The sequence below is a fragment of the Rheinheimera sp. UJ51 genome (assembly GCF_020819615.1).
Taxonomy (GTDB): Bacteria; Pseudomonadota; Gammaproteobacteria; order Enterobacterales; family Alteromonadaceae; genus Alishewanella; species Alishewanella maricola.
The window spans coordinates 69,102-94,491 of sequence record NZ_JAJHOG010000007.1 but is presented as its reverse complement, the minus strand read 5'-3'; the positions used below and the strand labels follow the sequence as shown (position 1 = coordinate 94,491).

The 25,390-nt window shown below is 47.7% G+C and carries 26 protein-coding genes; 10 read left to right on the top strand and 16 right to left on the bottom strand.

Translation table 11 applies throughout. The features are described 5' to 3' along the window. Positions 1–146: 146 nt before the first annotated feature. Both LMJ53_RS10845 and LMJ53_RS10840 read right to left on the bottom strand, forming a co-directional pair. A complete protein-coding gene (locus tag LMJ53_RS10845; RefSeq protein WP_229586071.1) occupies positions 147–611 on the bottom strand; it encodes a hypothetical protein in 465 nt (154 codons plus the stop codon). Between the two features lie 147 nt (positions 612–758). Beyond that, positions 759–944 carry a hypothetical protein gene (locus LMJ53_RS10840; RefSeq protein WP_229586070.1) on the bottom strand — a complete coding sequence of 62 codons (186 nt, stop codon included), beginning with the start codon at positions 942–944 and terminating at the stop codon, positions 759–761. Between the two features lie 26 nt (positions 945–970). On the opposite strand from LMJ53_RS10840, the gene LMJ53_RS10835 reads away from it, so the two are divergent. Next, positions 971–1,294: a YajD family HNH nuclease gene (locus LMJ53_RS10835; RefSeq protein ID WP_226751378.1), complete on the top strand. Its 324-nt coding sequence runs from the start codon at positions 971–973 to the stop codon at positions 1,292–1,294. Between the two features lie 162 nt (positions 1,295–1,456). Here LMJ53_RS10835 and LMJ53_RS10830 read toward each other — a convergent pair whose 3' ends face one another. Further along, entirely contained in the window at positions 1,457–3,550 is a 2,094-nt protein-coding gene (locus LMJ53_RS10830; protein WP_229586069.1) for a choice-of-anchor I family protein, read from the bottom strand. A 47-nt stretch (positions 3,551–3,597) separates the two neighbouring features. Here LMJ53_RS10830 and LMJ53_RS10825 point away from each other — a divergent pair, with 47 nt between their 5' ends. Then, positions 3,598–4,848 carry a serine hydrolase domain-containing protein gene (locus LMJ53_RS10825; RefSeq protein ID WP_229586068.1) on the top strand — a complete coding sequence of 417 codons (1,251 nt, stop codon included), beginning with the start codon at positions 3,598–3,600 and terminating at the stop codon, positions 4,846–4,848. Positions 4,849–4,953: 105 nt separating this feature from the next. On the opposite strand, the gene LMJ53_RS10820 is transcribed toward LMJ53_RS10825, so the two are convergent. From LMJ53_RS10820 to LMJ53_RS10810, 3 genes are read right to left on the bottom strand one after another with little or no spacing between them, the layout of a single operon-like run. Next, positions 4,954–5,445: a CC0125/CC1285 family lipoprotein gene (locus tag LMJ53_RS10820; protein WP_229586067.1), complete on the bottom strand. Its 492-nt coding sequence runs from the start codon at positions 5,443–5,445 to the stop codon at positions 4,954–4,956. Between the two features lie 21 nt (positions 5,446–5,466). Continuing rightward, positions 5,467–6,192, bottom strand: a complete 726-nt coding sequence (locus tag LMJ53_RS10815; RefSeq protein WP_229586066.1) for an anti-sigma factor family protein — start codon at positions 6,190–6,192, stop codon at positions 5,467–5,469. Then, positions 6,189–6,677: an RNA polymerase sigma factor gene (locus LMJ53_RS10810; protein WP_229586065.1), complete on the bottom strand. Its 489-nt coding sequence runs from the start codon at positions 6,675–6,677 to the stop codon at positions 6,189–6,191. Before LMJ53_RS10810 ends, LMJ53_RS10815 begins: the two co-directional genes overlap by 4 nt. 126 nt (positions 6,678–6,803) lie before the next feature. Here LMJ53_RS10810 and LMJ53_RS10805 point away from each other — a divergent pair, with 126 nt between their 5' ends. Next, positions 6,804–8,192 (top strand): S8 family serine peptidase, encoded by a 1,389-nt coding sequence (locus tag LMJ53_RS10805; RefSeq protein WP_229586064.1) that lies wholly within the window; start codon positions 6,804–6,806, stop codon positions 8,190–8,192. Here the strand turns inward: LMJ53_RS10805 and LMJ53_RS10800 are convergent. The 6 genes from LMJ53_RS10800 to LMJ53_RS10775 all read right to left on the bottom strand — a co-directional run bounded on the left by LMJ53_RS10800 (position 8,172) and on the right by LMJ53_RS10775 (position 13,570). Then, positions 8,172–9,083, bottom strand: a complete 912-nt coding sequence (locus LMJ53_RS10800) for a surface lipoprotein assembly modifier (protein ID WP_229586063.1) — start codon at positions 9,081–9,083, stop codon at positions 8,172–8,174. The genes LMJ53_RS10805 and LMJ53_RS10800 overlap by 21 nt on opposite strands. A 55-nt stretch (positions 9,084–9,138) precedes the next feature. Next, positions 9,139–9,951 (bottom strand): hypothetical protein, encoded by an 813-nt coding sequence (locus tag LMJ53_RS10795; protein WP_229586062.1) that lies wholly within the window; start codon positions 9,949–9,951, stop codon positions 9,139–9,141. 670 nt (positions 9,952–10,621) lie between these two features. After that, positions 10,622–11,530 (bottom strand): LysR substrate-binding domain-containing protein, encoded by a 909-nt coding sequence (locus LMJ53_RS10790; RefSeq protein ID WP_226751369.1) that lies wholly within the window; start codon positions 11,528–11,530, stop codon positions 10,622–10,624. 178 nt (positions 11,531–11,708) lie between these two features. Beyond that, positions 11,709–12,251, bottom strand: coding sequence for a 1,2-dihydroxy-3-keto-5-methylthiopentene dioxygenase (locus LMJ53_RS10785; protein WP_226751368.1), 543 nt, complete (start codon positions 12,249–12,251; stop codon positions 11,709–11,711). Between the two features lie 6 nt (positions 12,252–12,257). Next, positions 12,258–12,932, bottom strand: coding sequence for an acireductone synthase (gene mtnC, locus LMJ53_RS10780; protein ID WP_229586061.1), 675 nt, complete (start codon positions 12,930–12,932; stop codon positions 12,258–12,260). Then, positions 12,929–13,570, bottom strand: coding sequence for a methylthioribulose 1-phosphate dehydratase (locus LMJ53_RS10775; protein ID WP_229586060.1), 642 nt, complete (start codon positions 13,568–13,570; stop codon positions 12,929–12,931). Before LMJ53_RS10775 ends, mtnC begins: the two co-directional genes overlap by 4 nt. A gap of 143 nt (positions 13,571–13,713) precedes the next feature. Here LMJ53_RS10775 and LMJ53_RS10770 point away from each other — a divergent pair, with 143 nt between their 5' ends. The 5 genes from LMJ53_RS10770 (at position 13,714) to deoA (ending at position 18,687) form a co-directional block, all read left to right on the top strand. Beyond that, complete coding sequence (locus LMJ53_RS10770; RefSeq protein WP_229586059.1) at positions 13,714–14,859, top strand: methionine aminotransferase; 1,146 nt, start codon at positions 13,714–13,716, stop codon at positions 14,857–14,859. After that, the gene (locus tag LMJ53_RS10765) at positions 14,847–15,629 is read left to right on the top strand and encodes an amidohydrolase (protein WP_229586058.1); all 783 of its coding nucleotides are present in this window, start codon (positions 14,847–14,849) and stop codon (positions 15,627–15,629) included. The genes LMJ53_RS10770 and LMJ53_RS10765 overlap by 13 nt, the downstream gene beginning before the upstream one ends. Before the next feature lie 86 nt (positions 15,630–15,715). Beyond that, the gene (locus LMJ53_RS10760) at positions 15,716–16,891 is read left to right on the top strand and encodes an MFS transporter (protein WP_229586057.1); all 1,176 of its coding nucleotides are present in this window, start codon (positions 15,716–15,718) and stop codon (positions 16,889–16,891) included. Between the two features lie 54 nt (positions 16,892–16,945). Continuing rightward, complete coding sequence (locus LMJ53_RS10755) at positions 16,946–17,374, top strand: cytidine deaminase (protein ID WP_306178596.1); 429 nt, start codon at positions 16,946–16,948, stop codon at positions 17,372–17,374. Between the two features lie 2 nt (positions 17,375–17,376). Further along, positions 17,377–18,687, top strand: a complete 1,311-nt coding sequence (deoA, locus tag LMJ53_RS10750) for a thymidine phosphorylase (RefSeq protein WP_229586056.1) — start codon at positions 17,377–17,379, stop codon at positions 18,685–18,687. 152 nt (positions 18,688–18,839) lie between these two features. Here the strand turns inward: deoA and rho are convergent, their stop codons facing one another. Continuing rightward, positions 18,840–20,105 carry a transcription termination factor Rho gene (gene rho, locus LMJ53_RS10745; RefSeq protein WP_226751360.1) on the bottom strand — a complete coding sequence of 422 codons (1,266 nt, stop codon included), beginning with the start codon at positions 20,103–20,105 and terminating at the stop codon, positions 18,840–18,842. A 194-nt stretch (positions 20,106–20,299) separates the two neighbouring features. Further along, positions 20,300–20,626, bottom strand: coding sequence for a thioredoxin TrxA (trxA, locus tag LMJ53_RS10740; protein ID WP_226751359.1), 327 nt, complete (start codon positions 20,624–20,626; stop codon positions 20,300–20,302). Positions 20,627–20,728: 102 nt separating this feature from the next. Here trxA and rhlB point away from each other — a divergent pair, with 102 nt between their 5' ends. Beyond that, positions 20,729–22,018 (top strand): ATP-dependent RNA helicase RhlB, encoded by a 1,290-nt coding sequence (gene rhlB, locus LMJ53_RS10735; RefSeq protein ID WP_226751358.1) that lies wholly within the window; start codon positions 20,729–20,731, stop codon positions 22,016–22,018. Beyond that, a complete protein-coding gene (gppA, locus tag LMJ53_RS10730; RefSeq protein WP_324295605.1) occupies positions 21,915–23,540 on the top strand; it encodes a guanosine-5'-triphosphate,3'-diphosphate diphosphatase in 1,626 nt (541 codons plus the stop codon). Before rhlB ends, gppA begins: the two co-directional genes overlap by 104 nt. 51 nt (positions 23,541–23,591) lie before the next feature. Here gppA and hemB read toward each other — a convergent pair whose 3' ends face one another. After that, complete coding sequence (gene hemB, locus LMJ53_RS10725) at positions 23,592–24,599, bottom strand: porphobilinogen synthase (protein WP_229586055.1); 1,008 nt, start codon at positions 24,597–24,599, stop codon at positions 23,592–23,594. After that, entirely contained in the window at positions 24,589–25,389 is an 801-nt protein-coding gene (locus LMJ53_RS10720; protein WP_229586054.1) for a TatD family hydrolase, read from the bottom strand. The genes hemB and LMJ53_RS10720 overlap by 11 nt, the downstream gene beginning before the upstream one ends. Between the last annotated feature and the right edge of the window lies 1 nt (position 25,390).

The window sequence follows — 25,390 nt, the reverse complement described above, 5'->3', positions numbered from 1 at the left end:
ACTTGCCGGCGACAGTAAAAAGCTATTGGCGCCGTCATGTGCAGCTTTTGAGTAAAGATGAAGCCGCAACGAAGAAGCCATTTAGATCTTCGGGGGAACTACGTCAGCCCTAGCAGCTATTGAGCATGAAAGGGCGACTAGAGCCCTTATGCCGTCGTTTTAATAATGCTTTCGCGCTGGGTTAAGCCAAATTTTTCTAATACCTGCGCGTAAATCGAGGTTTTATCATCATCTGTCAGATTTTCAGCGCCTTTCTCCGCATATTTTGATTCTAACAACTCGGTGAGGTAGGCGGTTATTTCACTCAGTTGCTGTGTATCTTGCATCACTGGCGGCGCACCCATGCCAGCGTCTTTTGATTTCTTGACCCGATCGCCCAAGGCTTTAGCATCAATACCCTCGGCAGCTAACGCCGCTTGTAGCGCTTTACCCGGTTGAATGCCCGCTTCGTTAAAGATACTGACAATCGCAGACGCATCTTCATCTGACAAGTTATCGAGATCATATTCTGCTAAGGTATCGGTAATCAGTGTACTTTGCTCTGCGGTAAGCGGCTTATCATTTCTTGGCGGTGGCGGCATACCAGCACTAGAGTTAATCGATCCAATCATTGCCTTGCTCCTGTGTTAGAAAAGCGGGTTCATCTAAAATTTGGACGTGCTAACCGAGTGAGCACAAACTTAGGCTAACAACGAAACTTGCAAACAATGTGCAAGAAAAACGACATGTGTCCTGATTGTTCTGGCTTTTGACTGAATTTATTTAGGGAAGGGTGAACACCGGTTTGCTAAAACACTCAATGCTGTTGCGCAAAAGAGCAAGCCGTTGTAATGAACTGCATTTTTTGCGGTGACGCTGCGCTGATGAATTGCATCAATCAAACAGGCTGGTAAGATAACCATTTCATCGAAATGGTTTGCCTCGCAGTGGCGGTTATCTGCCATGCCACCCCAAAAATACTAGGACAGTCATGAGCAAAAGTGCCTATCAGCAACAAGAGCAAGGTTATCGCGATAAAGCGTTAAAAATGTATCCCTGGGTTTGTGGCCGTTGTGCCCGTGAATTTGTGCACTCAAACCTGCGAGAATTAACGGTGCATCATATTGATCATAATCACAGCAATAACCCTGCAGATGGCAGCAATTGGGAGCTGTTGTGTATTTATTGCCACGACAATGAACATAATAAATTCCACGAATATGTGTTGTATGGCGGCACCACCGAGCAAAAGGTCGCAGCGGCAACGCATAATCCTTTTGCTGATTTAAAAGCGCTGCTGAATAAACCTAAATAAGGACGGTTATTCTCTTTTCTGGCCTGGTTTTGGCTGGCCGTAGCGGCAAACCTGTTACTGCTCAGTTACGTTATTGGCAAATGGTAGTTTAGGCGTTGTGCTAAAGCCTAACACCTGCGTGGTTTCGCAGCAGGTGTTAGGCGATAACGTCAAGCGCAATGTTTACTGTAACTGGATATGATATACGCTAGTGGTGCCACTGACTTCATTGCCAACAAGTAGCATGGGTTGGCCGCTAGGTGAATGTTTTGCGGGTACAAAAAATAAACCTTCAGGGCCCAAGTCGCCGCTGTTGCTTAAATTGAGTGACGGATCAGCTTCATCCCAAAAATCACGGCTATTGAAGTAATCTTGAAAAATCGGCTCAGCAGGATTACTGATATCAAATACCACTATACCGCCCATCCGCTCTAAGCCTATAAAAGCATAATGCTTATTACCAATCTTGCCGACAGCTAAGCCTTCTGGCTCGGGTCCTTTATTATCGCTGCGATTGTCAAAGGCATCACCTTCTTCATGGTTGCTGTTAAACCAGTCTTTGCAAGGTATGTCGCGGTTACTACCCAGCCTACAATCGTCACTGGCTAGCAGTTGTTCTAAAAAGTCGCCAGAATCATATTTTAATGACATATCTGTGGTATCCCAGATGGCAAAGGAGCGCGCCCCGTAGGTATAGAGTTTGTCATACATCAATCTGTCGCCTGTTTCACCCAACGCAGGTAAAGTGCCATCGGCTTTGTAAAGCAATGGTGAGCCATCAGCATGAGTTTGGTAACCCATGGTCCAACTCACGTTTACGCGGCCTAACAGATCATCTTCGCGACAGTTGCCGGGTTCGCCCAGCGCTGCGCCACAGTAAGCGAAAACGCTGGGGTTAAGTAAGGCGCCGGCTGCTAACTCACGTAAATGGGCGGGTAAGTCATCGCCACAGCGGCGATCAAAACCATTACGATGCACTAAATGTTTAACGCGGAACTCTTCGATAAACCCCTTGTTGGTATCGCCATTACAAGGGGTGTTGCCGGCGGTACCAAAATAAGCGGCGTTGTTTTCGCCCCAAGCTCGGGCATCCCCCTCGTTGGCCGTGATGAGATAAGTGGTATTGCCCACTTGATAAGCGGCCATCGCATCAGGTTGGTACATACCGGTGATACCGGGCCATTGCGCAATATTAATACTGTCTTCGGTATCACTGAGGTCAAGGCCTTGACCATTGGCACCATGATCTTTAAAGCCTAAAGGCAAAATAGCACTGATACTGGCGCTCTCAATATCTATCACCGCGACGGCATTATTTTCTTGTAAGACCGCCCATGCGGTTTTACTGTCTGGTGCAACGGCAAGATATTCAGGTTCCAGATCTTGAGCCACGCTAGCATTGGGGCCATACACCCGAACACCGGCGGTTAAGAGTTCGGCTTTTGCTGTGTTGAAGGCGTTAAATCCGGCCGTGCGCACTTGTGCTTGAGTAATATTGTTCAGATCACTGACACTAATTATGCTGATTGATCCTTCAGGATCAACTTGATAATCGTCACTGGGCTCACCTTCATTAGCGACTAATAAAAACTGGCCATTTGGGGTAAAGGTGAGCATATCAGGTAGCGCACCTACTTGTACCTGCGCCAGTTTGCTCAGATCTTCAGCGCGATAAAAGGCGACAAAGCCGTTATCTGTTTTATTTGCAGCTTCAATGGCTACTGCAATAAGTCCTTTGTATATTGCTACGCTGTTAACTTGTGCACCCGCAGCGATCTCTGCCACGGAAATGGTCCCTATTTTAATTGGGGCGATTGGATTGTCCATGGCTAACACATCCAGCTCACCTAGTTGAGCGTTAACGACAAAGCTGCGTTGTGTTGCAGGATCAAATGTGACTATTTCAGCCGCGCTCTGCCCAAATGCATTGCTTTCATAACGACCAGCAAATGCCAGCTTTATGCGGTTAGGCGTGCTTTCTGCTGCCGCGGCATTACAGAGTAAAGACGTTTGCGAGACTTCGCTATCGTCGAGCTGTTCATTACGATTGCTGTCTAAGCCTGTTTCCAGTTTTATCCCTCCGACATCACATTCACGATCTAAGCCAATGTGAGTTGTGCGGATCAAGGTGTTGAAGCCAGCGGCGCCATCCGAACCGGCTAAACCGGTAGCGCCATCGCTGCCATTTTCACCATCGTCACCAGTACAGCCGGCCATTATGAGTGCCATGCTAGAAAAACAGATTAACTGAGCCAGTCGAGTTTTGTTAAAGCGCATTATCATCTCCAGAGTATATGCAAATGAAAGCACTTTAAGCAGTAAAGATGACAGCGGGGTGTTGTTTACATGACCAAGTTGTGACAGTAGCGCCATTACTGTTAGCATGGGCTTTAAAACCGATTTTAGATGAGCCCGCTATGAAGTTAACGTTGATCAGTGCCTTAATGTTATTTAGCAGCGTTGCGATTAGCGCTGAAACTTACTATCCCCCGGCCGGTACTTGGCAGCAGGTTAGCCCACAAAGCTTGGGCGTTAACGCTAGTAAACTGCAACAAGCGGTTGATTATGCCATTGCCAGCGAAAATCCCGCCGCCAAAGATCAAGCCCTAGTACAAGCAACCACCTTTGGTGCACGCGAACCCTATGATCAGATTATTGGCCCAATGTCGGTAAGAGCCGCGGCCAATGGCATGGTGATTTATCAAGGTAAAGTGATTGCGACTTGGGGCGATACGCAAAGTGTCGATATGACACACAGTATCAGTAAAACCTTTTTAACCACGGTAACCGGTTTGGCGTTGCAGCAGGGCTTGATCCACAATGTGCAGGATTTAGTTGGCCCTTATTTACCTTCAGCGAGTGATCTCTTTGCTAGTGAGCACAATCAGCAAATTCGCTGGGATCATTTGCTGCGGCAAACCAGTGATTGGCAGGGAACCTTATGGGGTAAACCGGATTGGGCCGATCGCCCGGAAGGCGAAGCAAAAGACTGGCCTAATCGGCCACTTTATACGCCGGGTAGCCGTTACAAATACAATGATGTGCGTATTAATGTGCTGGCGCTGGCCACCACCTATGTTTGGCGCAAACCGCTGCCGGTGGTGTTAAACGAACGGATTATGCAGCCAATTGGTGCCAGCAGCACATGGCGTTGGCACGGTTACGACAACAGCTGGATTGAACTGGATGGCCAGAAAATCCAAAGTGTTTCTGGTGGGGGGCACTGGGGCGGCGGTATGTTTATCAATGCTTGGGATTTAGCGCGTTTTGGTTATTTATTTTTACGTGACGGCAATTGGCAAGGCCAGCAATTAATTAGCCAAGACTTCATTCGTGCTGCCAGAACGGGCGGCAGTGCCAAAGCCGATTATGGTTATGCTAATTGGTTTCTCAACCCCGGCCGGCAAGCGTTACCGGCTGCACCAGAAAGTGCAGTAACCTTTCAGGGCGCTGGGCGTAACGTGATTTACCTCGATCAAGAGCATGATGTACTGCTGGTTGCACGCTGGATTGGAAATGGCGACGAGTTGAACCAGTTAATTGCTAAAGTGTTGGCGGCGTTACCAAAAAAATAAAACCGTCTATTTAACTGCCCACGTTGCGCTGACCTTACGTGGGCAGTAATTGCGGCTTGCTTGTCGCGGGGTATTGTTTAAGCCGCTTGCGATTAAGCCTGGTAGTTAAAGCGTTTTCGCGGGGTAAACTTGCTGGTTTTCTGGTGAAACACCTTTACCCATGCGCACTTCTAAAGCCACCTCAACATGCTCGCGGCTGGTGCTCACGCCAACGCCAACACCGGCTTCATAACTGGGTCGATTAACCGTGCGGGTACGGCAACCGAATAACGTACACTTTTGTTCGATATCGCGCTGGTAGGTTACGCCAAGTTGGTTGTTCGCTGCAGTTTCACGTTCTTTCAACGTTTCTTTGTCGACTAACACAAACCAGTCATAGCCTTGTTGTGCCGTTAATTCGGCAGCACGACGTAAGGCATAGGCTTTGGTTGCGGCTTGATCATCGCCGCGTGCTTTAAAGGTCACGCGGTAGTAGTTATCACTGATTTGTTGTTCGGCATAGCCGTAGCCACTGCCTGAGGCAGCCCGATAAGCTGGCGCACTGCTACAGGCGGTTAACGTTAAGGCTAATAAGATTATGCTAAGAGTCTTGTTCATGGTGGTACTCCTTGATGTTAATTAGTGCTGCAGCCGCAGCTGTTCTTCTGCTAAAGTAAGGGCAGGGCCTGCCATTAATTCATCTAACACGCTGTCTAAAGCACTGGGGCCACTGGCCGTTTGATAGCCGTTATTGTTGCTCACTTGGCTAAATGCGAGGCTGGCTTTTAATTGCCATTCTCCTTGTTGCTGACAGGCAATATTTTCGGTGCGGGCAGTGGCACTCTCCACGCTGTACTGCCGACAAAAATCACCATTTTTATTGACAAAGCTTAGTTGTGGCGTCAACTGTTCATTGGCAATTTGATAGCGTTGCCCGCTGGGTGATTGGCTTAAATGTTGCTGTACCGCTGGCTGGATTGCGAGCATAGTGCTGCTGGTTGGATGATTGAGTTGCGACAAGCCATAACCACCAAATAAAGCAACACAGGCAACGGCAGCAGCATAACGTTGCCAGTGCTGTTCCACTCGCCGCCAACGCGACATGCTAACAACATTATTAGGCTTGCTATCATTGGCTGCGGTTGGCGCGTCGTTTTCGGCTAACAGCGCTAATAAGGCCGCTGGCACAGGGCGCTGTTCAATTTCGCTGTAGTGCTGTTGTAATATAGGGTCAACCATCGCCAGATCGGCCAAGCGGGCGACCAGGTCATCGTTCAGTGCTAATTGTTCGCGCACCTGTTGCATCTCGGCCTCGGGCAGCGCCGCATCTAAAAATGCGGATAATTGTTCATCAGTAATCTTCATGCGGGGCTCCCAGTTAGCGGTTTAAAGGCGGCGACCATGGCGCTGCGTGCGCGTGCCAAACGGCTCATAATGGTGCCGGTGGGCACCGCTAATACTTCGGCGGCTTCGGCATAACTCATGCCTTGTACTGCAACTAATGACAACACTTCGCGTTGGTCATCGGGTAATGTATTCATTGCGCGGTCAACTTCCTTTAAGTGCAAGTCATTGATCAGGTCCTGTTCGCCATCACTGCTGTTTTCAGCTTGCAAGTCGGGATTATGTACGGCATTTTGCCGAACTTTTTGCGCGCGATATTCGTCTATCCAAACATTGCGACAAATTTTAAATGCCCATTGTGCTAAGACGACACCCTCTGGTGCTGGCGCGTTTAACAAGCGTAATACGGTGTTTTGTACCAAGTCATCGGCGTCTGCCATACTTCCGGTTAGCGAGTAGGCAAAGCGGCGTAATGCCGGCAAAAGTAAGGTTAATTCGGCTTTCATGGTAAGGTTTATCTCCTATTTACCTTGATAACGGTTGGGCCTAGCGTTTTATTCCAGCATACGGGGAATATTTTTTGCTACCAGACGTTTTATAAGTAAATAAATGTATTAATGATCGGGGTAAAGATGCGATTAGCCATATTGTATAGCAGTGTGTTGTTGTGTTTAAGCAGCGCCGCACACAGTCAGTTACTACCAGAGCAGCCAGTGACAGGGGTATTACTACCGCAAGTGACCGAGCGGCTGGAACGTACCACGCAAAGTCTGGCACAGCAAAAGTTATTGCAGCAACAGCAGTTGCTTGAGCAACAGCGGTTAACGGAGGCGTTGGCATTAAAAGCTAACTTAGCCGATCCGTTAACAGTGTTGCCTGAGGTATTGCCAATCGTTAATGTACAGGGCCAAGTGCGCTGGACAGAGGTTAGGGTTGAACAAGGCTTTCGGGCTGTAGAGCGGGAATGGTTGTTATTAGTATCGGACACTGAGTGGCAACAGTTACAGCAACGTTGGCCAAGGCTGCGCGAGTACACACAGCAACAACAAGACTTAGCCGCCATTGGGCTATTAATGATTACCTTAAAAGTGCCAGAGGAGCTGGATTCAGCTGCGGCTTTAGACCGTGAGTTTCAGCAAACCTTAACTAAGCTGGCCGGTCGTAACCATTTATATCAGCCGCAACAAGCGAGCACTACCACCACCACCGCCGCTGTTACGTCGCTGCAAACTCATATGTGCCAGTTACCGGTCACACTTGGCATGATCGACACCGCCATTGCCGAGGCGCTTCCGGCGCTGACTCCCGAAACCGAGCGTTTGCAAATTAGCCAGCAACATTTTTTACCGGAAGACATTCCACGTAGTTATGGTCACGGCACTGCAGTAGCGGGAGTGTTAGCGGCAAAACATCCACAAATCACCCCTTTGTTAGCCAACTTACATTTATATAGCGCCAGTGCTTTTTATCCGAGCAATGAATTTCAACAATCGGCTACCTTAGCGCATATTTTAAGTGCGTTAAATTGGCTCGTCAGTCAAAACGTGACGGTGGTTAATATGAGTCTAACCGGTCCGGCCAACCCGGTGTTAGCAGCGACAATTCAGCAATTAGCCAAGCGAGACATTATTTTAGTTGCGGCAGCAGGCAATGGCGGGCCTGCTGCCGCGCCTTTGTATCCTGCAGCTTATGAAGAGGTGTTAGCTGTCACCGCAGTGGATGCGCAGTTACAGCTGTATCGCTGGGCTAATCAAGGCGATTATGTGGAATTTGCCGCGCACGGCGTGAAGGTTAATACCTTAGCGGTTAGCGGCGAAGTGTCGCCGCAAAGTGGCACGTCTATGGCAACGCCGGTGGTCAGCGCGGCGGTTGGTTGTTTGCGGGCGCAATATCCGCATTGGTCTGCTACACAAATTCGGCAGCATTTACGACTCCAGGCCCGCGATTTAGGCGAGCCTGGACAGGATAAGCAATTTGGTTATGGTGTGATTAGCGCGCCATTAAAAGCTGACTTGCAATGACACTGAGCTGCGGGTTTCACGATAATCTGCGCTTTCAAGCGTTGAGCTAAAATCACCGTGCTCTACAGCGGTGACCACACTAAACACTGGCGTGACATTCAGCTGCCACTTTGCTTCTAGTTGGCTGTGCGTATCTTGGCGTGGCGCGGTATCAGTGTCGAGCTTTTGGTAATCACGCTTGGAGATTTTCATACCGAGTTGCAGTTGTTGCTTCAGATGCCATAAATCAAAACGACCGGACACTTTAAGGCGCAGCCCAGGTGCACGGTAACTAAAGCTGTTATCTTGGGTGTCTTCATCTTCATACACCAAGCCTAAACTGACAAAGTGTTGCCCTTCGGCAAAAAACCAGAAGCTATCGGTACTGATACTAAGGTTGTTGGCATCTCGGGCGCCAATGTTAGCAAAGGTTTTTTCGGTCGCAGTAATAGCAGGGCGCACAAACCAGCTGTCAGATGCGCTATGCATGGCATACACACTACCTTGATTTAACGTTAAAAAACGCTCGCCAGCTAACTCTGCCATGGCGTAGTAGTAATTGGTACCGTAGGTGGTGTTGCCATGTTGATAACCGGCATCAATATTGGCTAAATGCAGCCTAGTATTGAAATCGTCCGCTTCGCGGTAGTTTTTATCTTGCACAGAATAGCCACTACTCAGTGTCCACTTTGAATTAACTTGCCAAGTCGCGTTCAGATCTGCCGCAAGTAAAGTGGCCACATCAGAACGGCCAGAGGCTTGCTCCAGTTGGCTAATATTAACGTTAGATTGTTGCTCTAACCCTGCGCTTGCCTTGCCTGAGATATCCCAGTTGTCGGCACTAAAACTGGGTGCGCTCGAAAACAAACTTACAGCAGCTGTTGTTACAGCCAGACGAGTGACGAATAACATGGTAATTCTCCTACAAGAAAAAGGCGCCGACGGTGTGGTCGGCGCATCAGGGGGCTTATAAACCGGTAGATAACTTCAGCGTGTTGCGCACGGTGTTAGATACTTCAGCGCTGACGGCTTGGCTTACACTGTTCATCACTTCGGCATTGGCATTTTGCTGCACCAATTGGTTGGTATTGCTGATCACTTGTTGTTGAACGGTGCCAGCCGCATTGCTAGTCATTGCTGCTGTCACTTGTTCGGTTGCTGATGCACTGACACTGCTGAGCAGATCAGTATTGACTGCCGATTGTAATGTTTGTGCAGCGGCGCTAGTTAAGTCACTTGCAGAAGTCGCACTGGCAGTAACGCTGGTCATAACGGCGCTACTGGTTGATGCGGCTAAAGTAGCAACATTGCTGCCACTATCTAACAGCGCGGTCTCGCCTAAACTCACTAAGGTTTCGGCATTTGCTGCCAATGGTGTTGCGAGTTCAGTGACTGCCAAGGTGGTTGCTTGGGCTTCTTCATCGACACTTAGCTCTTCAGCTGGCGCTGTTTCAGTTGCTTCTTCAGGTTCGCCGGCTGCTTCATCACTTTCTGGTTGTTCAGTCGTCACTTGCATATCAGCGTTGGCATTGGTTTCGCTGTTCATCTCAGCGGATGTCTCAGTTTCTGGCGTTGCGGCAGAGTTGGCAGCTACATTTGCGTTAGTTTGTTGATTGGCACTGGCTGAGCTGGCACTGTTGTTACCGGCTGCAGAGAACTGTTGTTGCAGTTGTAATTGGCTAGAGGTATTGGTTTCAGCAGTTACGGCAACTTGCGCTGCAGTTGAGAATACAGTGAAACAGGCTAAGGCGATTAATGTTGGCTTGAATAATGTTTTCATGATGTTTTCCTCGTAATGTCATCAGTGACACTGCGATAACGACTCAGCTGTTCGCTTTATTCCAACGACCAGTAAAAAAAATTAAAAAAAAGCACGCATGCTGGCGCATTAGTCAAGTTTTTGCAGGTGAATTCTATTTTTTACTGTTTAATATGAAGGGCTTATTGCTAGGTAATTTATTTTTGAGTCCATACAAAAATAAATAAAAAATTTGCACCAAGCATTAGTGACTGTTGCTTTTGGCTAGGTAGCCTAAGAAATTTTGGGCAAAAAAATGCCCGGTTTATAAAAACCGGGCTAAGACAAGGTAGACAGGTAAGGGTAGGTTAAACCCTTCAACAACTTTAACCGCTGCATTCGAATCTCGAACACGGGTTAACTATAGAATTTTGTAGCGATCGGTACAAACGATAAAAAAAAACCTGATAGATTAAATTTATTCAACTGTATTATGGGAACTTTTTAAGGTTAATAAAGCGGCAATAATAGCCAAAAATGCAGTAAATACGGGGTATTTGCGCAAAGAGTAGTCGATTAGGCTGGAAAATTATCGGGTGCGAAATAAAGAAAAATAGCCATTAACGCGACTTGGCACTCATTAATAAACTAGCAGGAGCAAGGAAGAAGGCGATTGGCTGTTAAGGCCTTGGCGCAAACGGCAGAGAAATCATCACTTAGTCATGGCGGGTAAAGAGAAGTCGGCGGTATGAAAGCTTTTTAAGATCCAATCAATCAGCAGTTTAATTTCCGGCCGGTCGGTATCATCATTATGTTGCACGAGGTAATAGCGATCGCGACTGACTAACTCTTGTTCAAATAATTTAACTAAAGAGCCGCCAGTAAACCATGCGTGGCTGATGGGCATTGGAATTAACGCAACGCCCAAACCCTGCTGCGCAGCACGTGCCACACTAAACATACTATCGAGTTGGATAATTTGTTTTGGCTGAAATTGATGATAACCGACACGTTCGGCCCATTGATGCCAAGCGGTTGGCCGTGCTTGATGCAAAATAAGCGGTGTTTTTTCTAATACCCGATAACCTTTGTTATGCAATTTTTGAAACAGTGCTGGGTTACAAGCGGGTAAGTAACTGATCGGGAATAAATCGTAAACGGAAGCGTCTTCAGGTTTTTTACCGGATAGCACCACAGAGACATCGGTATACTTAGTGTTTTCGCGTCGTGATTTAACGGTTTCTAACTTTAAGTTGATATTGGGGAATTGCTCTGACCATCCCCGCAAACGTGGCACAAACAGTTCACTGGCAAAGAATTCAGGCATGGAGATGCTCACTTCACGCACGCGTTCAACTTGGCTAAATTGGGTAATGGTTTGGCTTAACTGTTCCAGTAACGGTTTTATTTCAAGATAAAATTGCTTGCCCGTTTCGGTTAATTCTATGGCCCGCGTTTTCCGTTCAAATAAGCTTAAATTTAAATTGTCTTCAAGTTGTTTGATCTGATGGCTGACAGCAGAAGGCGTTAAGTACAGCTGTTTAGCCGTATCTTTGAAGCTTAAACATTCAGCTGCAACACAAAAACAACGTAGACCGCGAAGCGGTGTTTGCAAAGACATAAAAGACTTACCTGCAGTAAAGCATGGGATAAATTGGTTAGTTTAGGTGTTAAGTATGACAAAATTAATGCAAGAGCTGAACCACTAAATGCAATATCTTCGCATTCAGTGGTTTATTGGCAACAATAAGCTGACTTTAAGCACAAAATGCACGAAGTTGGTGCATTTTGTGCTTAATTTAGTCTAACAGCGGAAACTGACGAGACACTGCACTGCCGGTAAAATGAGCAACCCAGCCTTCGGTATTATTAAAAAAGCGGATAGCGGTAAAATCTGGGGCACTGCCCATATCAAACCAATGCGGAGTGTTGGCGGGTACGCTAATCAAATCATTTTGCTGACATAACACTTGATAGATTTCATCGCCTAAATGTAAGCAAAATAAGCCTTGGCCTCGCACAAAAAATCGTACTTCATCTTCCGTGTGGATGTGCTCATCCAAAAATTTTTGTCGCAATACCGCCTTGTCAGGATGGCTTGGATGCAAAGAAATGACATCGACAGTGCTGTAACCTTGCTGTTGTTGTAGTTTGGCAATATCTGAAGCATAAGCCAACATCACTTGTTCAGCGCTGCTGTTTTCATCAATAGGCGCATTGGCTTGCCACTGCGTAAATTGCACGCCTTGTTGTTGTAACTGTGCACTGATCTCATGGGCGTTGCTAGAAGAAAAGCGAGCTTGTTCCGGTTGATTAATGGCGAAAATACGCAAAACACTCATGCTTATTTATACCTCTATTTGATAAAAGTTTTCGGCAACGGGGTGATCGCTAGCAGCTTGTTGTTCGCGGATCAATTGGACCGTGGCCATGCCTGCTTGCCGGGCGGCATCTAATTCTGCGACGACATCGGATAAAAACAACACCTGCGCTGGCGGCAATTGCAGTTGTTTTAAAATAGCTTGATAACTGGCTAAGTCGCGTTTCGCCCCAATGCGCGTATCAAAATAGCCACTGAGTAAGGGCGTAAGATCACCCGCGTCAGAGTATTTAAACAAGAGTTGTTGGGCAGTAACAGAGCCTGAGCTATAAATGTACAATGGAATACCGCGCTGTTGCCACGCCTGCAATTGCGCTACGGCATCGGGATACAGATGGCCCGTAAAATGACCTTGCTGATAACCCTCTTGCCAAATCATGCCTTGAAGGCTTTTTAACGGCGTAATTTTTTGATCGGCATCTAACCAAGACAACAAAGCACTAATGCATTGTTCAACATCTGCTTCTGGTTGCTGTAACTGTTCGCGCACGGCGGTTAGTTCCGCCAAGACCGCCGGTTGCTGTTGATGCTGACGAACAAAAGCCGCTAAATGTAAGCGAGCATAAGGAAACAGCACCTCAGTGACAAAGCTAATGCGTGTTGTGGTGCCTTCGATGTCGGTAATAATGGCTGAATAAGTCACGGTTTTCCTGTTATTTTTAGACGTTCAAGCTCGCAGTTTATGAGAAATTCCCAGCCTTCTAAATGCCTTTTTGCTTCAGCTAAACTGTATCCCCACACGTAAAGGCCATGGCCTCTCACTAACAGCGCAAATGGCAAGGCTTTGCTTTTCCAGCGTTGCTGTACTTGTCGAGCTAAAGCCGGAATATCTTGAGTGTTGTCAAAAATCGCTAAAGTGAGCGTTTGCTCATGGCTCTGAATGCCGCTGATGGCTTTTTGCATTTCATAACCCCGAAATGGGTAGTTATCGGCACCGATCAAGCGAGAAAAAACGGTAGCATGCACGGAATGGGTATGCAAAACGGCTTTGATCTGAGGATCTAGTTGATAAAGCTGAGCATGCAGTGCGGTTTCTGCCGAGGGAGTACCGTATTGGCAATGCAGTTGATCGGCTTGCCAGCTCACCGGTAATAAATCTTGTGGGCTAAGTTCACCTTTGTCTTTACCTGATGCGGTAACCAACGCCATATTGTCAGTTTGACGGATCGAGAAATTGCCGCCGGTGGCGGGTACCCAGTGGCGGCTGGCGATCCAACGGCCTAAAGTGCATAGCGCAATAGCGTTTGGATTAAGTTGTTGCACCTGTGCGGTATTATTCATCAGAACCTTACCTTCATAACGGTTTGCCTCATCGCGGGAAATAATAAAGCCATACGTTTAAGTGTTTAAGCGTATAGATGTCTATACATGAAATAAGCCAAATGATAGCATTGAAGGTAGTTTTCGCAACTTTTTCTGCACTTATGTCGATAGTTTCCAAGTTACCTGCGGTAGGTACCACCATCTTTAGTCAGATGTCGCAATTAGCGGCAGAGCATCATGCCATTAACCTGTCGCAAGGTTTTCCGGATTTTGCAGCTAATCCGTTCTTGTTACAGCGCTTAGCTAAGCACAGTGCGGAGGGTTTAAATCAATATGCGCCGATGCCTGGTGTGCCGATGTTACGATCACAAATTGCGGCGTTAACCGCGCGTTGTTATCAGCGACAGGTCTGTGCCGATAGTGAGATCACGGTAACGTCAGGTGCAACGGAAGCCTTATTTGTGGCAATCCAAATGCTCGTGCAGCCTGGTGATGAGGTGCTGCTGTTTGATCCCGCCTACGACAGTTATGCTCCGGCAATCCAGTTAGCCGGTGGTACGCCCGTGCATGTTAGGCTGCAAGCACCTGATTATCAGGTTGACTGGTCACTAGTATCAGCGGTGATGACGCCTCGGACCCGATTAATTATCGTCAATAGCCCGCATAACCCCACCGGTATGGTGTTTAGCCAATCCGACTGGCTGGCTTTACAGCAGTTGGTGCTGACACATCAGCTATATTGCATCAGTGATGAAGTGTATGAGCACATGGTGTTTGATGCCGCACAACTGAGTGCGCATTGCTTCGCGGCATTAGCGGCGCGTACCGTGGTGGTATCCTCTTTTGGTAAAACCTTTCATGTTACCGGTTGGAAATTAGGCTATGCCATAGCTCCGCCTTCGCTCACCGCTGAGTTTAGAAAGATTCATCAATATGTCACCTTTGCCAGTTTTACGCCGGCGCAATATGCCATTGCGGATATGTTGCAACAGCAGCCCGAACAGGTTGCCGAGCTGGGGCAATTTTATCAGCAAAAACGCGATTTTTTTGCTGCGGCGCTAGCGACTAGCCGATTTACCTTGCTTCCCTGTGCCGGTACTTACTTTCAGTTGTTAGATTACCGTGCAATTGCTGCCGAAATGACCGATGTACAGTTTTGTCAGTGGCTCACCACTGAGCATAAAGTGGCAGCCATTCCGCTTTCTGTGTTTTATCAGCAAGGTTCAGCAGATCGGATTATTCGTTTATGTTTTGCTAAAGAGCAACATACTTTGGCGCAGGCTGCGGAGATCTTATGTCAACTTTAAAGGTCGCGGTGCTGCAAACCACGCTAGTGTGGCAAGATTGCCAAGCAAACCTGGCTCAGTTGACGGCGCAATTAGCTGATGTAGAGCAGGTAGACTTAATTGTGCTACCCGAAATGTTTAGTACTGGCTTTAGTATGGATAGCTCGCAAGTGGCAGAGCCTGAACCGGGTGAGGCCTTGTTGTGGTTAAAACAGCAAGCTGCGTTGTATCAGGCGGCCATCACTGGCTCAGTCGCTGTGCGCACGGCAGAAAATCATCGGGTAAATCGATTATATTTTGTGACGCCGGATGGCGCAGTGCAATTTTATGATAAGCGGCATTTATTCCGTATGGCAGGAGAGCATCATGCTTATCAGGCTGGGCAGCAGCGCGTTATTGTTAATTACCGTGGCTGGCGCATCTTGCTCCAAGTCTGTTATGACCTGCGTTTTCCAGTATTTAGCCGTAATAAAAATGACTATGATGCGATGATCTACGTGGCTAACTGGCCAGCACCGCGCAGTCGTGCCTGGTGGGTGTTATTGCAAGCGCGGGCGATTGAAAATCAAGCTTATGTGTTTGGCTGTAATCGGGTGGGTCAAGATGGTAATGGTATGCAGTATGCGGGTGACAGTTTAATTGTGGACTATCTGGGAAAGCCAATAGCAGAGCTTGCCGCAGACGAAGCCGGAGTGCTCTATGCCACAGCCGATCTTAAGGCATTACATGCCTTTCGTGAAAAATTTCCAGCCGCTTTAGATGCCGACCACTTTAACTTGGTTGAGCGTTAAAACGTGATCCGCCTTACTGCCTAGCAGGGATGAAGCAATTTTTCGCTGATACCGAAGCCCATTCGGTCAGCATTTTGGAGTAGGTTATGTCGCGTGCAGCGCCAACCGCAGTGATTTTTAGTGGTTTTTTTCTGTTAGGTAATTTGATCATTTTATGGGGTATTTTATTGCCTGATATGGCCAAAGACCTACAAATGTCGACCAGTATCAGTGGTCTTTTTTTTAGTTTGTTGTCGATGGGTGCCATTTTTGGGGCGGTGATGGGCGGCAAATATGCGCAGCGTTTTCACTTTTTAAGGTTGTTTGCCAGCTTGGCGTTGGTTGAAACCTTGTTACTGTTATTGTTCTCATTTATTACTCGCTGGCAGTTATTACTGCCGCTCATCGTGTTAGTGGGCATGACTTACGCGGTGATGTTTACTGTGGGCCACACCTTGATCGCGAGATTGTTTGCGAATAAACGCGCCGCGATGATGGGGCTGATGGATTTTATGTTTAGTTTAGGGACCTTGGCCGCGCCCTTATGGGTCGTGGTGTTATTTTGGGTGCTAGACGATTGGCGCTGGCCGCTGCGCTTTATTGCGTTGGGTTTACTGCTATTAGGGTTCTACAGCTTATATGTCGCCAAGGCGCAGCCACACATGGCCAGTAAGGCGGAGCACAAGGGCAGTAGTTTGTCTTATGCCAAAGTGCTGCGCCAGCCGCTATTTTTCTTAATGTTTTTAGTGATGATTGGCTACGGCGCAGCCGAGTGGGGCCAAGGTAATTGGTTTGTCAGTTACGCAGCAGACGGTATCGGTATAGAAACCGAGCAAGCGCGATTATTACTTGCTTGGTTTACCGGTGGTATGGTGCTTAGCCGCTTGGGCTTTGCTTTATTACTCCGTTGGTGCAGCCCAGCGCAATTGATGTTGCTGCTAGCCTCGCTCGCACTGAGCGGTGCTTTGTTATTAAAACTCAGTGTTGGTTTGCCACAACTTACCGCAGGTAATGTATTACTGGGCTTAGGCATCGGCGGTTTATTTCCACTGATGTTGGCAACCGCGATGGATATAGATAGTGAGAATGGCCCTGTGTTATCGGGTATTGCCAGCATTGGCACTTCTGTGGGTTTTCAATTTGCGGGTTTAGCCACTGGGGTGTGGGCGCAGCAAGCGGGTATTTTACAAGCTTACTGGTTAGTCCCTTTAGCCTGTGCGTGGTTGTTGCTGATGATTCTGTTGTTTTGCCGTCGTTTAACGCCATTAACCGCAAGCGCTTGACCGCAGCGAAAAACCCAGCAAAACTATATGCCCATTAGTCACTGAGTTTTAGCTGTGAAGACAATTAATTGGGCCGCGTTAGAAGCGGCCGCAAAAGACGCCGCTGCGCAGGCATACGCCCCTTATAGTCAATTCCCTGTAGGCGTAGCTGTGCTGGCCGAGAATGGCCACATCTTTGCTGGTTGTAATGTTGAAAATGCTTCTTATGGTGCAACCGTATGCGCAGAGCGCAATGCCATCGCCGCTGCCGTGTTGGCGGGGCATCGTAAATTATTGGCCGTGATGGTCTATACCCCTCAAGAAAAGCTGACACCGCCTTGCGGTATGTGTCGTCAGGTGATTGCAGAATTTTTCCAACCAGACAGTCCTATCGCTAGTTGTAACCATTTAGGTCAACAGCAACATTGGGAACTGCAATACTTATTACCCGATGCCTTTACCCCTAACTATTTAGCTGCTAGTAACAAGATATCAAAGGATTAAGCATGGCGATCCCACAGGAAATTATTAAAACAAAACGGAATGGCCAAGTGTTAACTGAGGCCGAGATTAAACAGTTCGTACAAGGTTTAACAGACGACAGCTTTAGCGATAGCCAAGCGGCTGCGCTGGCCATGGCCATTTATTTAAACGGTATGACGGTAGCCGAGACCGTATCCTTAACGTTAGCGATGCGCGATTCAGGTACGGTATTGAATTGGCATGGTCAGTTAAATGGCCCGGTAGTTGATAAACACAGCACGGGCGGTGTGGGTGATAAAGTCACGCTCATGTTAGCTCCGATGGTCGCAGCCTGTGGTGCCTATATGCCAAGTATTGCCGGCCGCGGGTTGGGCCATACGGGGGGCACAGTAGACAAACTGGAAGCGATCCCAGGCTATAGCTGTACGCAATCACTGAACCGTATTCGCCAACTGTTACCTGAGTTAGGTTGCGTTATTGTTGGTCAAAGTAGTGAGCTCGCCCCTGCAGATCGTCGTTTGTATGGCATTCGTGATGTGACGGCCACGGTAGAATCTATACCACTGATTACCGCGTCTATTTTGTCGAAAAAATTGTCTGAAGGCTTAGATGTGCTGGTGATGGACGTTAAAGTGGGCAATGGGGCCATTATGGCAACGGCGGATGATGCTGCTGCGCTGGCGAACAGTATTGTTAACACTGCAACCGGTGCAGGTGTTGCTACGCGCGCGTTAATTACTGACATGAATCAAATCTTAGGGGCTACTGCGGGTAATGCGTTAGAAGTGATGGAAACGCTGGATTATTTAACCGGTAAATACCGTGAGCCAAGATTACATCAATTAACCTTAGAACTCGGTGCGAATATGCTGGTTCTAGGCAAGGTGTATGCCGATAAAGCCGCTGCGGTAGCTGCGTTAGAGCACAGTTTGAGTTCGGGTAAAGCGGCAGAGATTTTTGCGAAGATGGTCAGTGCCATGGGTGGCCCCGCAGACTTGTTTGAAAAACCTGCGCAATATTTAGCGGCAGCACCAGTGAGTTTAGTGATCGAGTCACCTCAAGCAGGAGAACTGCACTATGCCAACACCGTTGGTTTAGGCATGGCCGTTGTAAGATTGGGTGGGGGGCGTTCGCATCCTGCACAGAAAATTGACCCTGCAGTTGGCTTTAGTCAGATTGTGAGTGCGGGAAATCAAGTCAGTATAGGGCAACCTTTAGCCACCGTGCATGCGGCAACCACGGCTGCAGCCGAGATGGCAAAAGCGGAGTTTTTAGCCGCGTGTCGTTTTGACCGTACCGCGGTAGCACCGTTAGTACATCAAGTGATTGGTTAACGCGAGTTGCGGTTTGCTGTTAAGATTTTTTAAGCGGTGTTTTTACGCGCGAAACGAGTAGTGCACTACGCGCTACCCGGTTCGTTTTGTTAAATGCGGCGTACAGTCATAAAAAAATCGGCTTGCGCCGGTTTTTTTATTAACAACTCAACTTAAGACTTTTGACGCTTCATCGCATCAAAGAATTCGTCGTTCGTTTTCGTCATTAACAATTTATCGATAAGGAATTCCATACAATCGGTTTCATCCATCGGATGTAAGATTTTGCGCAGGATCCACATTTTTTGCAGTTCTTCAGGTGACGCCAGTAATTCTTCACGGCGTGTACCTGAACGATTAAAGTCGATAGCAGGGAACACGCGGCGCTCAGCGATTTTCCGCGATAAGTGCAGTTCCATGTTACCGGTACCTTTAAATTCTTCGTAGATAACCTCGTCCATTTTAGAACCGGTATCTACTAAGGCTGTGGCGATAATGGTTAAGCTACCACCTTCTTCAACGTTACGTGCCGCACCAAAGAAACGCTTTGGTTTGTGCAAGGCGTTTGCATCCACACCACCGGTTAATACCTTGCCTGAGCTAGGGATCACGGTGTTGTAAGCGCGAGCTAAACGCGTAATCGAGTCAAGCAGGATGATCACGTCTTTCTTGTGTTCAACCAAGCGCTTGGCTTTTTCGATAACCATTTCAGCAACTTGTACGTGACGGCTAGCCGGTTCATCAAAGGTAGATGCAATCACTTCCCCTTTCACTAAACGCTGCATCTCGGTGACTTCTTCTGGGCGTTCGTCGATTAACAACACCATCAGCACACAATCAGGATGATTAGCGGCGATAGATTGGGCGATGTTTTGCAACAGAATGGTTTTACCGGCTTTTGGTGGCGCGACAATCAACCCGCGCTGGCCTTTACCGATAGGTGAGGCTAAGTCTAGCACACGTGCCGTGATATCTTCGCGGCTACCGTTACCCCGTTCCATGCGTAAACGTGAGTTCGCATGCAGCGGCGTTAAGTTTTCGAATAAGATTTTGTTACGCGCATGCTCAGGTTTGCCGAAGTTAACTTCGCTGACTTTTAGCAGGGCGAAGTAACGCTCACCTTCTTTAGGTGGCCGAATTAAACCGGAAATGCTGTCACCTGTACGCAAGTTAAAGCGGCGGATCTGGCTAGGCGAGACATAGATATCGTCTGGGCCAGCTAGGTACGAGCTGTCAGAGGAACGAAGGAAACCAAAGCCATCCTGTAAGATTTCTAAGCAACCATCACCGTAAATTTCTTCACCGTTTTTGGCATGGGATTTAAGGATGGCGAAGATGATATCTTGTTTGCGCAGACGAGCCATGTTTTCTTGGCCCATAGACTCAGCTAACTCAACCAGCTCGCTAATTGGCTTCAGTTTCAGTTCTGTTAAATGCATATTTGATGGGTTCTTGTTGGTGGAAACAGATTAAATGCTTATCAATTCGATAAATATGGGATAGAAGTTGGTTTATTCGACAGACAAGCGTGGTTCAGGGTATTTGCTACTGCACACAATAGCAGCTGCGATAACGTCCGTCCAGCGGACAATAGAAAAAAGGCGTACAAAAAATACGCCTTTTTAGTACATCGTTAGATGTTGCTGTCTAAAAACTGCTTTAATTGCGTTTTTGACAGAGCACCTACTTTAGTGGCGGCAACTTGACCATTCTTGAATAACAGCAAGGTTGGAATGCCACGAATACCAAATTTTGGTGGTGTGTTCGGGTTTTGGTCAATGTTGACCTTGGCCACTGCAACTTTACCCGCATATTCAGATGCGACATCATCCAGGATCGGCGCGATCATTTTACATGGGCCACACCATTCCGCCCAGAAATCAACCAGTACTGGCGTTTCTGCTTTTAATACATCAGCTTCAAAGCTGTCGTCAGAAACCTGTAAAATATGTTCGCTCATCTATTTCTCCGTTCATGCTGTGCAGTTACACTGCAAAAAATATATTATCAATTTAATCGCGGCTGTTTCTTATTGCAAGCGTAACAGTTATGCTAGGTAGATATGAATAAAACACACTTAACATCGCATAAATTCGCCGATTTCGGATTGGCACCACAGGTTCTTGACGCTCTTGCAGCGCAAGGTTATGACTATTGTACGCCAATTCAGGCACAATGTTTACCCCTAGCGCTTGCTGGGAAAGACATTGCAGGTCAAGCACAGACGGGAACGGGTAAAACACTCGCTTTCCTTACTGCGACCTTCCATCATCTGCTTACGCATGAACCCAAGGGTTCAGGTCAACCTCGCGCCATCATAATGGCTCCTACGCGAGAGTTGGCGGTTCAGATCCATAATGATGCCGTTATGCTAGCGCAAAAATCGAATCTGCGCCTTGGCTTGATTTATGGGGGCGAGGGTTACGATTCTCAACGGCAACTGCTGGAACAAGGCGTAGATATTTTGATCGGCACCACCGGTCGCTTAATTGATTATTTAAAACAAGGCTTATTTGAGCTGTCACAAATTCAAGTGGTGGTGTTAGATGAAGCCGATCGCATGTTCGATTTGGGCTTTATCAAAGACATCCGCTTTATGTTTAATCGTATGCCGCCAGTCACTGAGCGGTTAAGTTTACTTTTTTCTGCTACTTTGTCTTACAAGGTACAAGAACTGGCCTTTGAAAAAATGAATCAGCCAGTGCATATCCATATCGCACCAGAAGAAATGACCGGCAGCCGGATCAGTGAAGAGCTGTTTTATCCAGCACATGAACACAAAATGGCCTTGTTGCTGACGTTATTAGAAGAAGAATGGCCAGATAAAGCCATTGTTTTTGCGAATACTAAGCACGCCTGTGAAGACGTGTATCATTGGTTAGATGCTGATGGTCACCGCGTCGGTTTACTGACTGGCGATGTTATTCAGAAGAAACGTTTAAAAATTCTCGACGATTTTACTACCGGTAAGTTAGATATTTTAGTTGCCACCGATGTGGCTGCGCGTGGTTTGCATATTCCGATGGTAAGTCATGTATTTAACTATGACTTACCCGATGATTGCGAAGATTATGTGCATCGTATTGGTCGTACTGGCCGTGCGGGTGAAAGTGGTAAAGCGATCAGTTTTGCTTGTGAGCGTTATGCCCTGAATTTAACCGCGATCGAAGAGTATATTCGGCATCCGGTACCTGTTACCCAGTATGATGCTGACGCCTTGTTAACTGATGTTACACCACCGAAGCCACGTGTTAGACGCCGTCCAGCACAAGCACGAAGTGGTGCAGGTAACCGCGGTAATAGTGGACGCCCGAGTAATGGCACAAGATCTCCTCGCAGCCGCCCTAGATAATCACTCCCTCGACAGCGATCACGCTGCCTCGATACGCTCACCGCATAGTGATATTTATGCGGTGATTGATCTCGGCTCCAACAGCTTTCATATGTTGATGGTCAAGGTGGTTGGCGGTTCTGTGCAAGTTATTGGCCGGGTTAAACGCAAAGTACGTTTGGCTGCGGGTTTAAATGACAACTTAGTCCTCAGCCACAAAGCCATGAAACGTGGTTGGGAGTGTTTGGCGTTATTTGCAGAGCGCTTGCAAGATATTCCTGCTGAAAATATTCGCATTGTCGGCACTGCCACCTTACGCTTAGCCCAAAACGTCAAAGTGTTCTTGCAAGAAGCAGAAGCGATCCTTGGCCAACAGGTGCAAGTGATTAGCGGTGAAGACGAAGCGCGCATTATTTACTTAGGTGTTGCACATACCTCCAATAGCGACAGCAACCGTTTGGTGATCGATATTGGCGGTGCCAGTACCGAGGTCGTCATTGGCCAGGGTTTTACACCGACCTTATTATCTAGCCTGAATATGGGCTGCGTAACCTACCTTGAGCGTTATTTTACAGACCAACAATTAAGCGAAGATAATTTCTCGGCGGCGATTCAAGCGGCTGAAACGGAGATCGTTAAAATCCGTGATTCTTTTCTTAATGAAGGTTGGCAGATTGCGGTGGGGGCGTCAGGCACCGTGCAAGCCATGCAAGAAATCTTGGTGGCACAGGGCAAAGACGAAGTGATTACACTGCGCCGTTTAGAAGATATTATGCAGCAAGCCATGGCGTGTGGTCCGGTTGAGCAATTAAGTATCTTAGGTTTAGCGCAAGAACGTAAACAAGTGTTTGCTTCTGGTTTAGCGATTTTGATTGCGCTGTTTCGGCAGCTACAAATCAGTGGCATGACCTTATCCGGTGGCGCTTTACGCGAAGGCGTGCTGTATAGCATGTTGCCGGGCCTGCAAGACAGTAACGTGCGTAATCGTACGGTAAACAGCTTGATGGTGCGTTACTTTATTGACCAGCAACATGCCGAGCGGGTTGCCGAGATGGCGACGGAGTTGGCTGGGCAATTACAAAGCCGTTGGGATCTGCAAAAGTTTGAAGGGCACAGCATGCTTCGTTCTGGTGCCTTATTGCATGAGCTGGGCTTACTGATTGAATACAAAAATCATCATCATCATGGTGCTTATATTATCAATCATTCTGACTTGCCCGGGTTTACCCGTGCGCAACAGCAGCTAGTGATGGCTTTGGTGTATAACCATCGTGCTGATATCGCACGGGAAGTGATCGCCAGACAAACCATGACCTCGGTGTTATTAACCGTGCGTTTAACGCGGATCTTACGTTTAGCGGTGATTATGTCGATGCGGCGTCGGCTAGAGGCTTTACCGCAGGTAACGATTAGCGCTAAGGCAGAAACCCTGACCTTAACGATGCCAGCGGGTTGGCTAGAGCAGCATCCGTTAATGCGTGCCGAGTTAGAACAAGAAGTGCAATATCAGCAACAAGCGGGTTGGGAATTAATTATCAATTAAGTCTGCTTGCCGCCATTGCTAAAAGCAGGGCAGCAAGCAACCTCTTGTCGCTTAACCGTTTTGTTTTAACCAGATCGCGACCTTCTTCGCAAAATACGTCAAAATGCCATCTGCGCCTGCCCGTTTAAAGGCTAATAACGACTCCATAACCACCGGTTGCTCTGCTAGCCAGCCATTTTGAATAGCGGCCATGTGCATGGCGTATTCACCACTAACCTGGTAGGCAAAAGTCGGCACGCCAAACTCGTCTTTCACGCGACGGACAATATCCAGATAAGGCATACCTGGCTTTACCATGACCATATCCGCGCCTTCTTCTAGATCCATGGCCACTTCGTGCAGGGCTTCATTGCTGTTTGCCGGATCCATCTGGTAATTCTTTTTATTACCACCTTTTAGGTTGCCAGCTGAGCCAACTGCATCGCGGAACGGGCCATAATAGCTGGAGGCATATTTAGCAGAGTAAGCCATGATACGGGTATTCACATAACCGGCTTCTTCTAATGCTTCGCGGATCGCCCCAATTCGACCATCCATCATATCAGAGGGCGCCACCACATCGGCACCGGCTGCGGCATGCGACAATGCCTGTTTTACCAATGCTGCGGTGGTAATGTCGTTTTGCACATAACCCTTTTCATCAATAATGCCGTCTTGGCCATGCGTGGTAAAAGGATCTAATGCCACATCGGTAATGATGCCCAATTCGGGTGTATGTTCCTTTAATAACTGAACTGCGCGCTGCGCTAAACCATCGGGGTTCCACGCCTCTTCAGCGGTTAATGATTTATTGGCGGCTGGGGTGACTGGAAACAACGCGATAGCAGGGATCCCCAGTGCCACTAATGCTTTGGCTTCCTCAAGTAACAAATCCAGTGTTAGCCGCTCTATACCCGGCATTGAGGCAATGGCTTCGCGTTTATTAACACCGTCGATAATGAACATCGGATAAATCAGGTCGTTCACTGTTAGCTGATTTTCTGCCATTAAACGTCGGCTAAAATCATGCTCACGCATGCGGCGTAAACGGCTAGCAGGAAAAAAACGGTTAGTGTGCATCAATAAGATCCTCAACGGGTAATTGCAATAAACGACAGCTATTTTGGTAACTCTGCTCGGCCACTTGCGCTAAGCTTTGCCCCGTTAAACGCGCAACTTCGGCGCCAATAGCAGGCAATAAAGCGGGCGTATTATGCCGAGGGCGCGGCCTGATCGTTCGGGGGGTTAAATAGGGTGCGTCGGTTTCTAAGATTAAACGATCGGCCGGTAAATATTGAATAGCTTGCTGTAAGGCTTGGCCTCGGCGCTCGTCACATAACCAACCGGTAATACCAATATAAAGCCCAAGCTCAAGGTAGGCTTTCAGTTGGGTAGTATCGCCCGTAAAACAATGGGCAATGCCACCGTGAAGCGGGGGTTGTTCTTTTAGCATGGCTATTTGCGTAGCAAAGGCATCACGTTCGTGCAGATACACGGGTAATTGATACTGCTTAGATAGCGTGAGTTGTTCGGCAAAGACGTGTTGTTGTTGGTCGCGTGGTGAAAAATCGCGATTAAAGTCTAAGCCACATTCGCCTATCGCCAATACATGGCTTGCTTGCAGCTGCAGAGCAAGTTGTTGCAGCCAGTCTGCTCCGACGTTGGCCGCTTGATGCGGGTGCACGCCAGCAGTACTGTAACAACCGGTATATTGCTGGCAAAAACTGAGATTTTTCTGGCTTTCTGCTAAGTCGCTACTGATTAATAAACAATCAGTGACACCTGCGGCATTTGCTGCAGCAATAATGGCGCTTTCTTGGGCCGCGAATTGGGCACTAAAAAGATTTAGCCCACAGTCAAACCAGCGCATG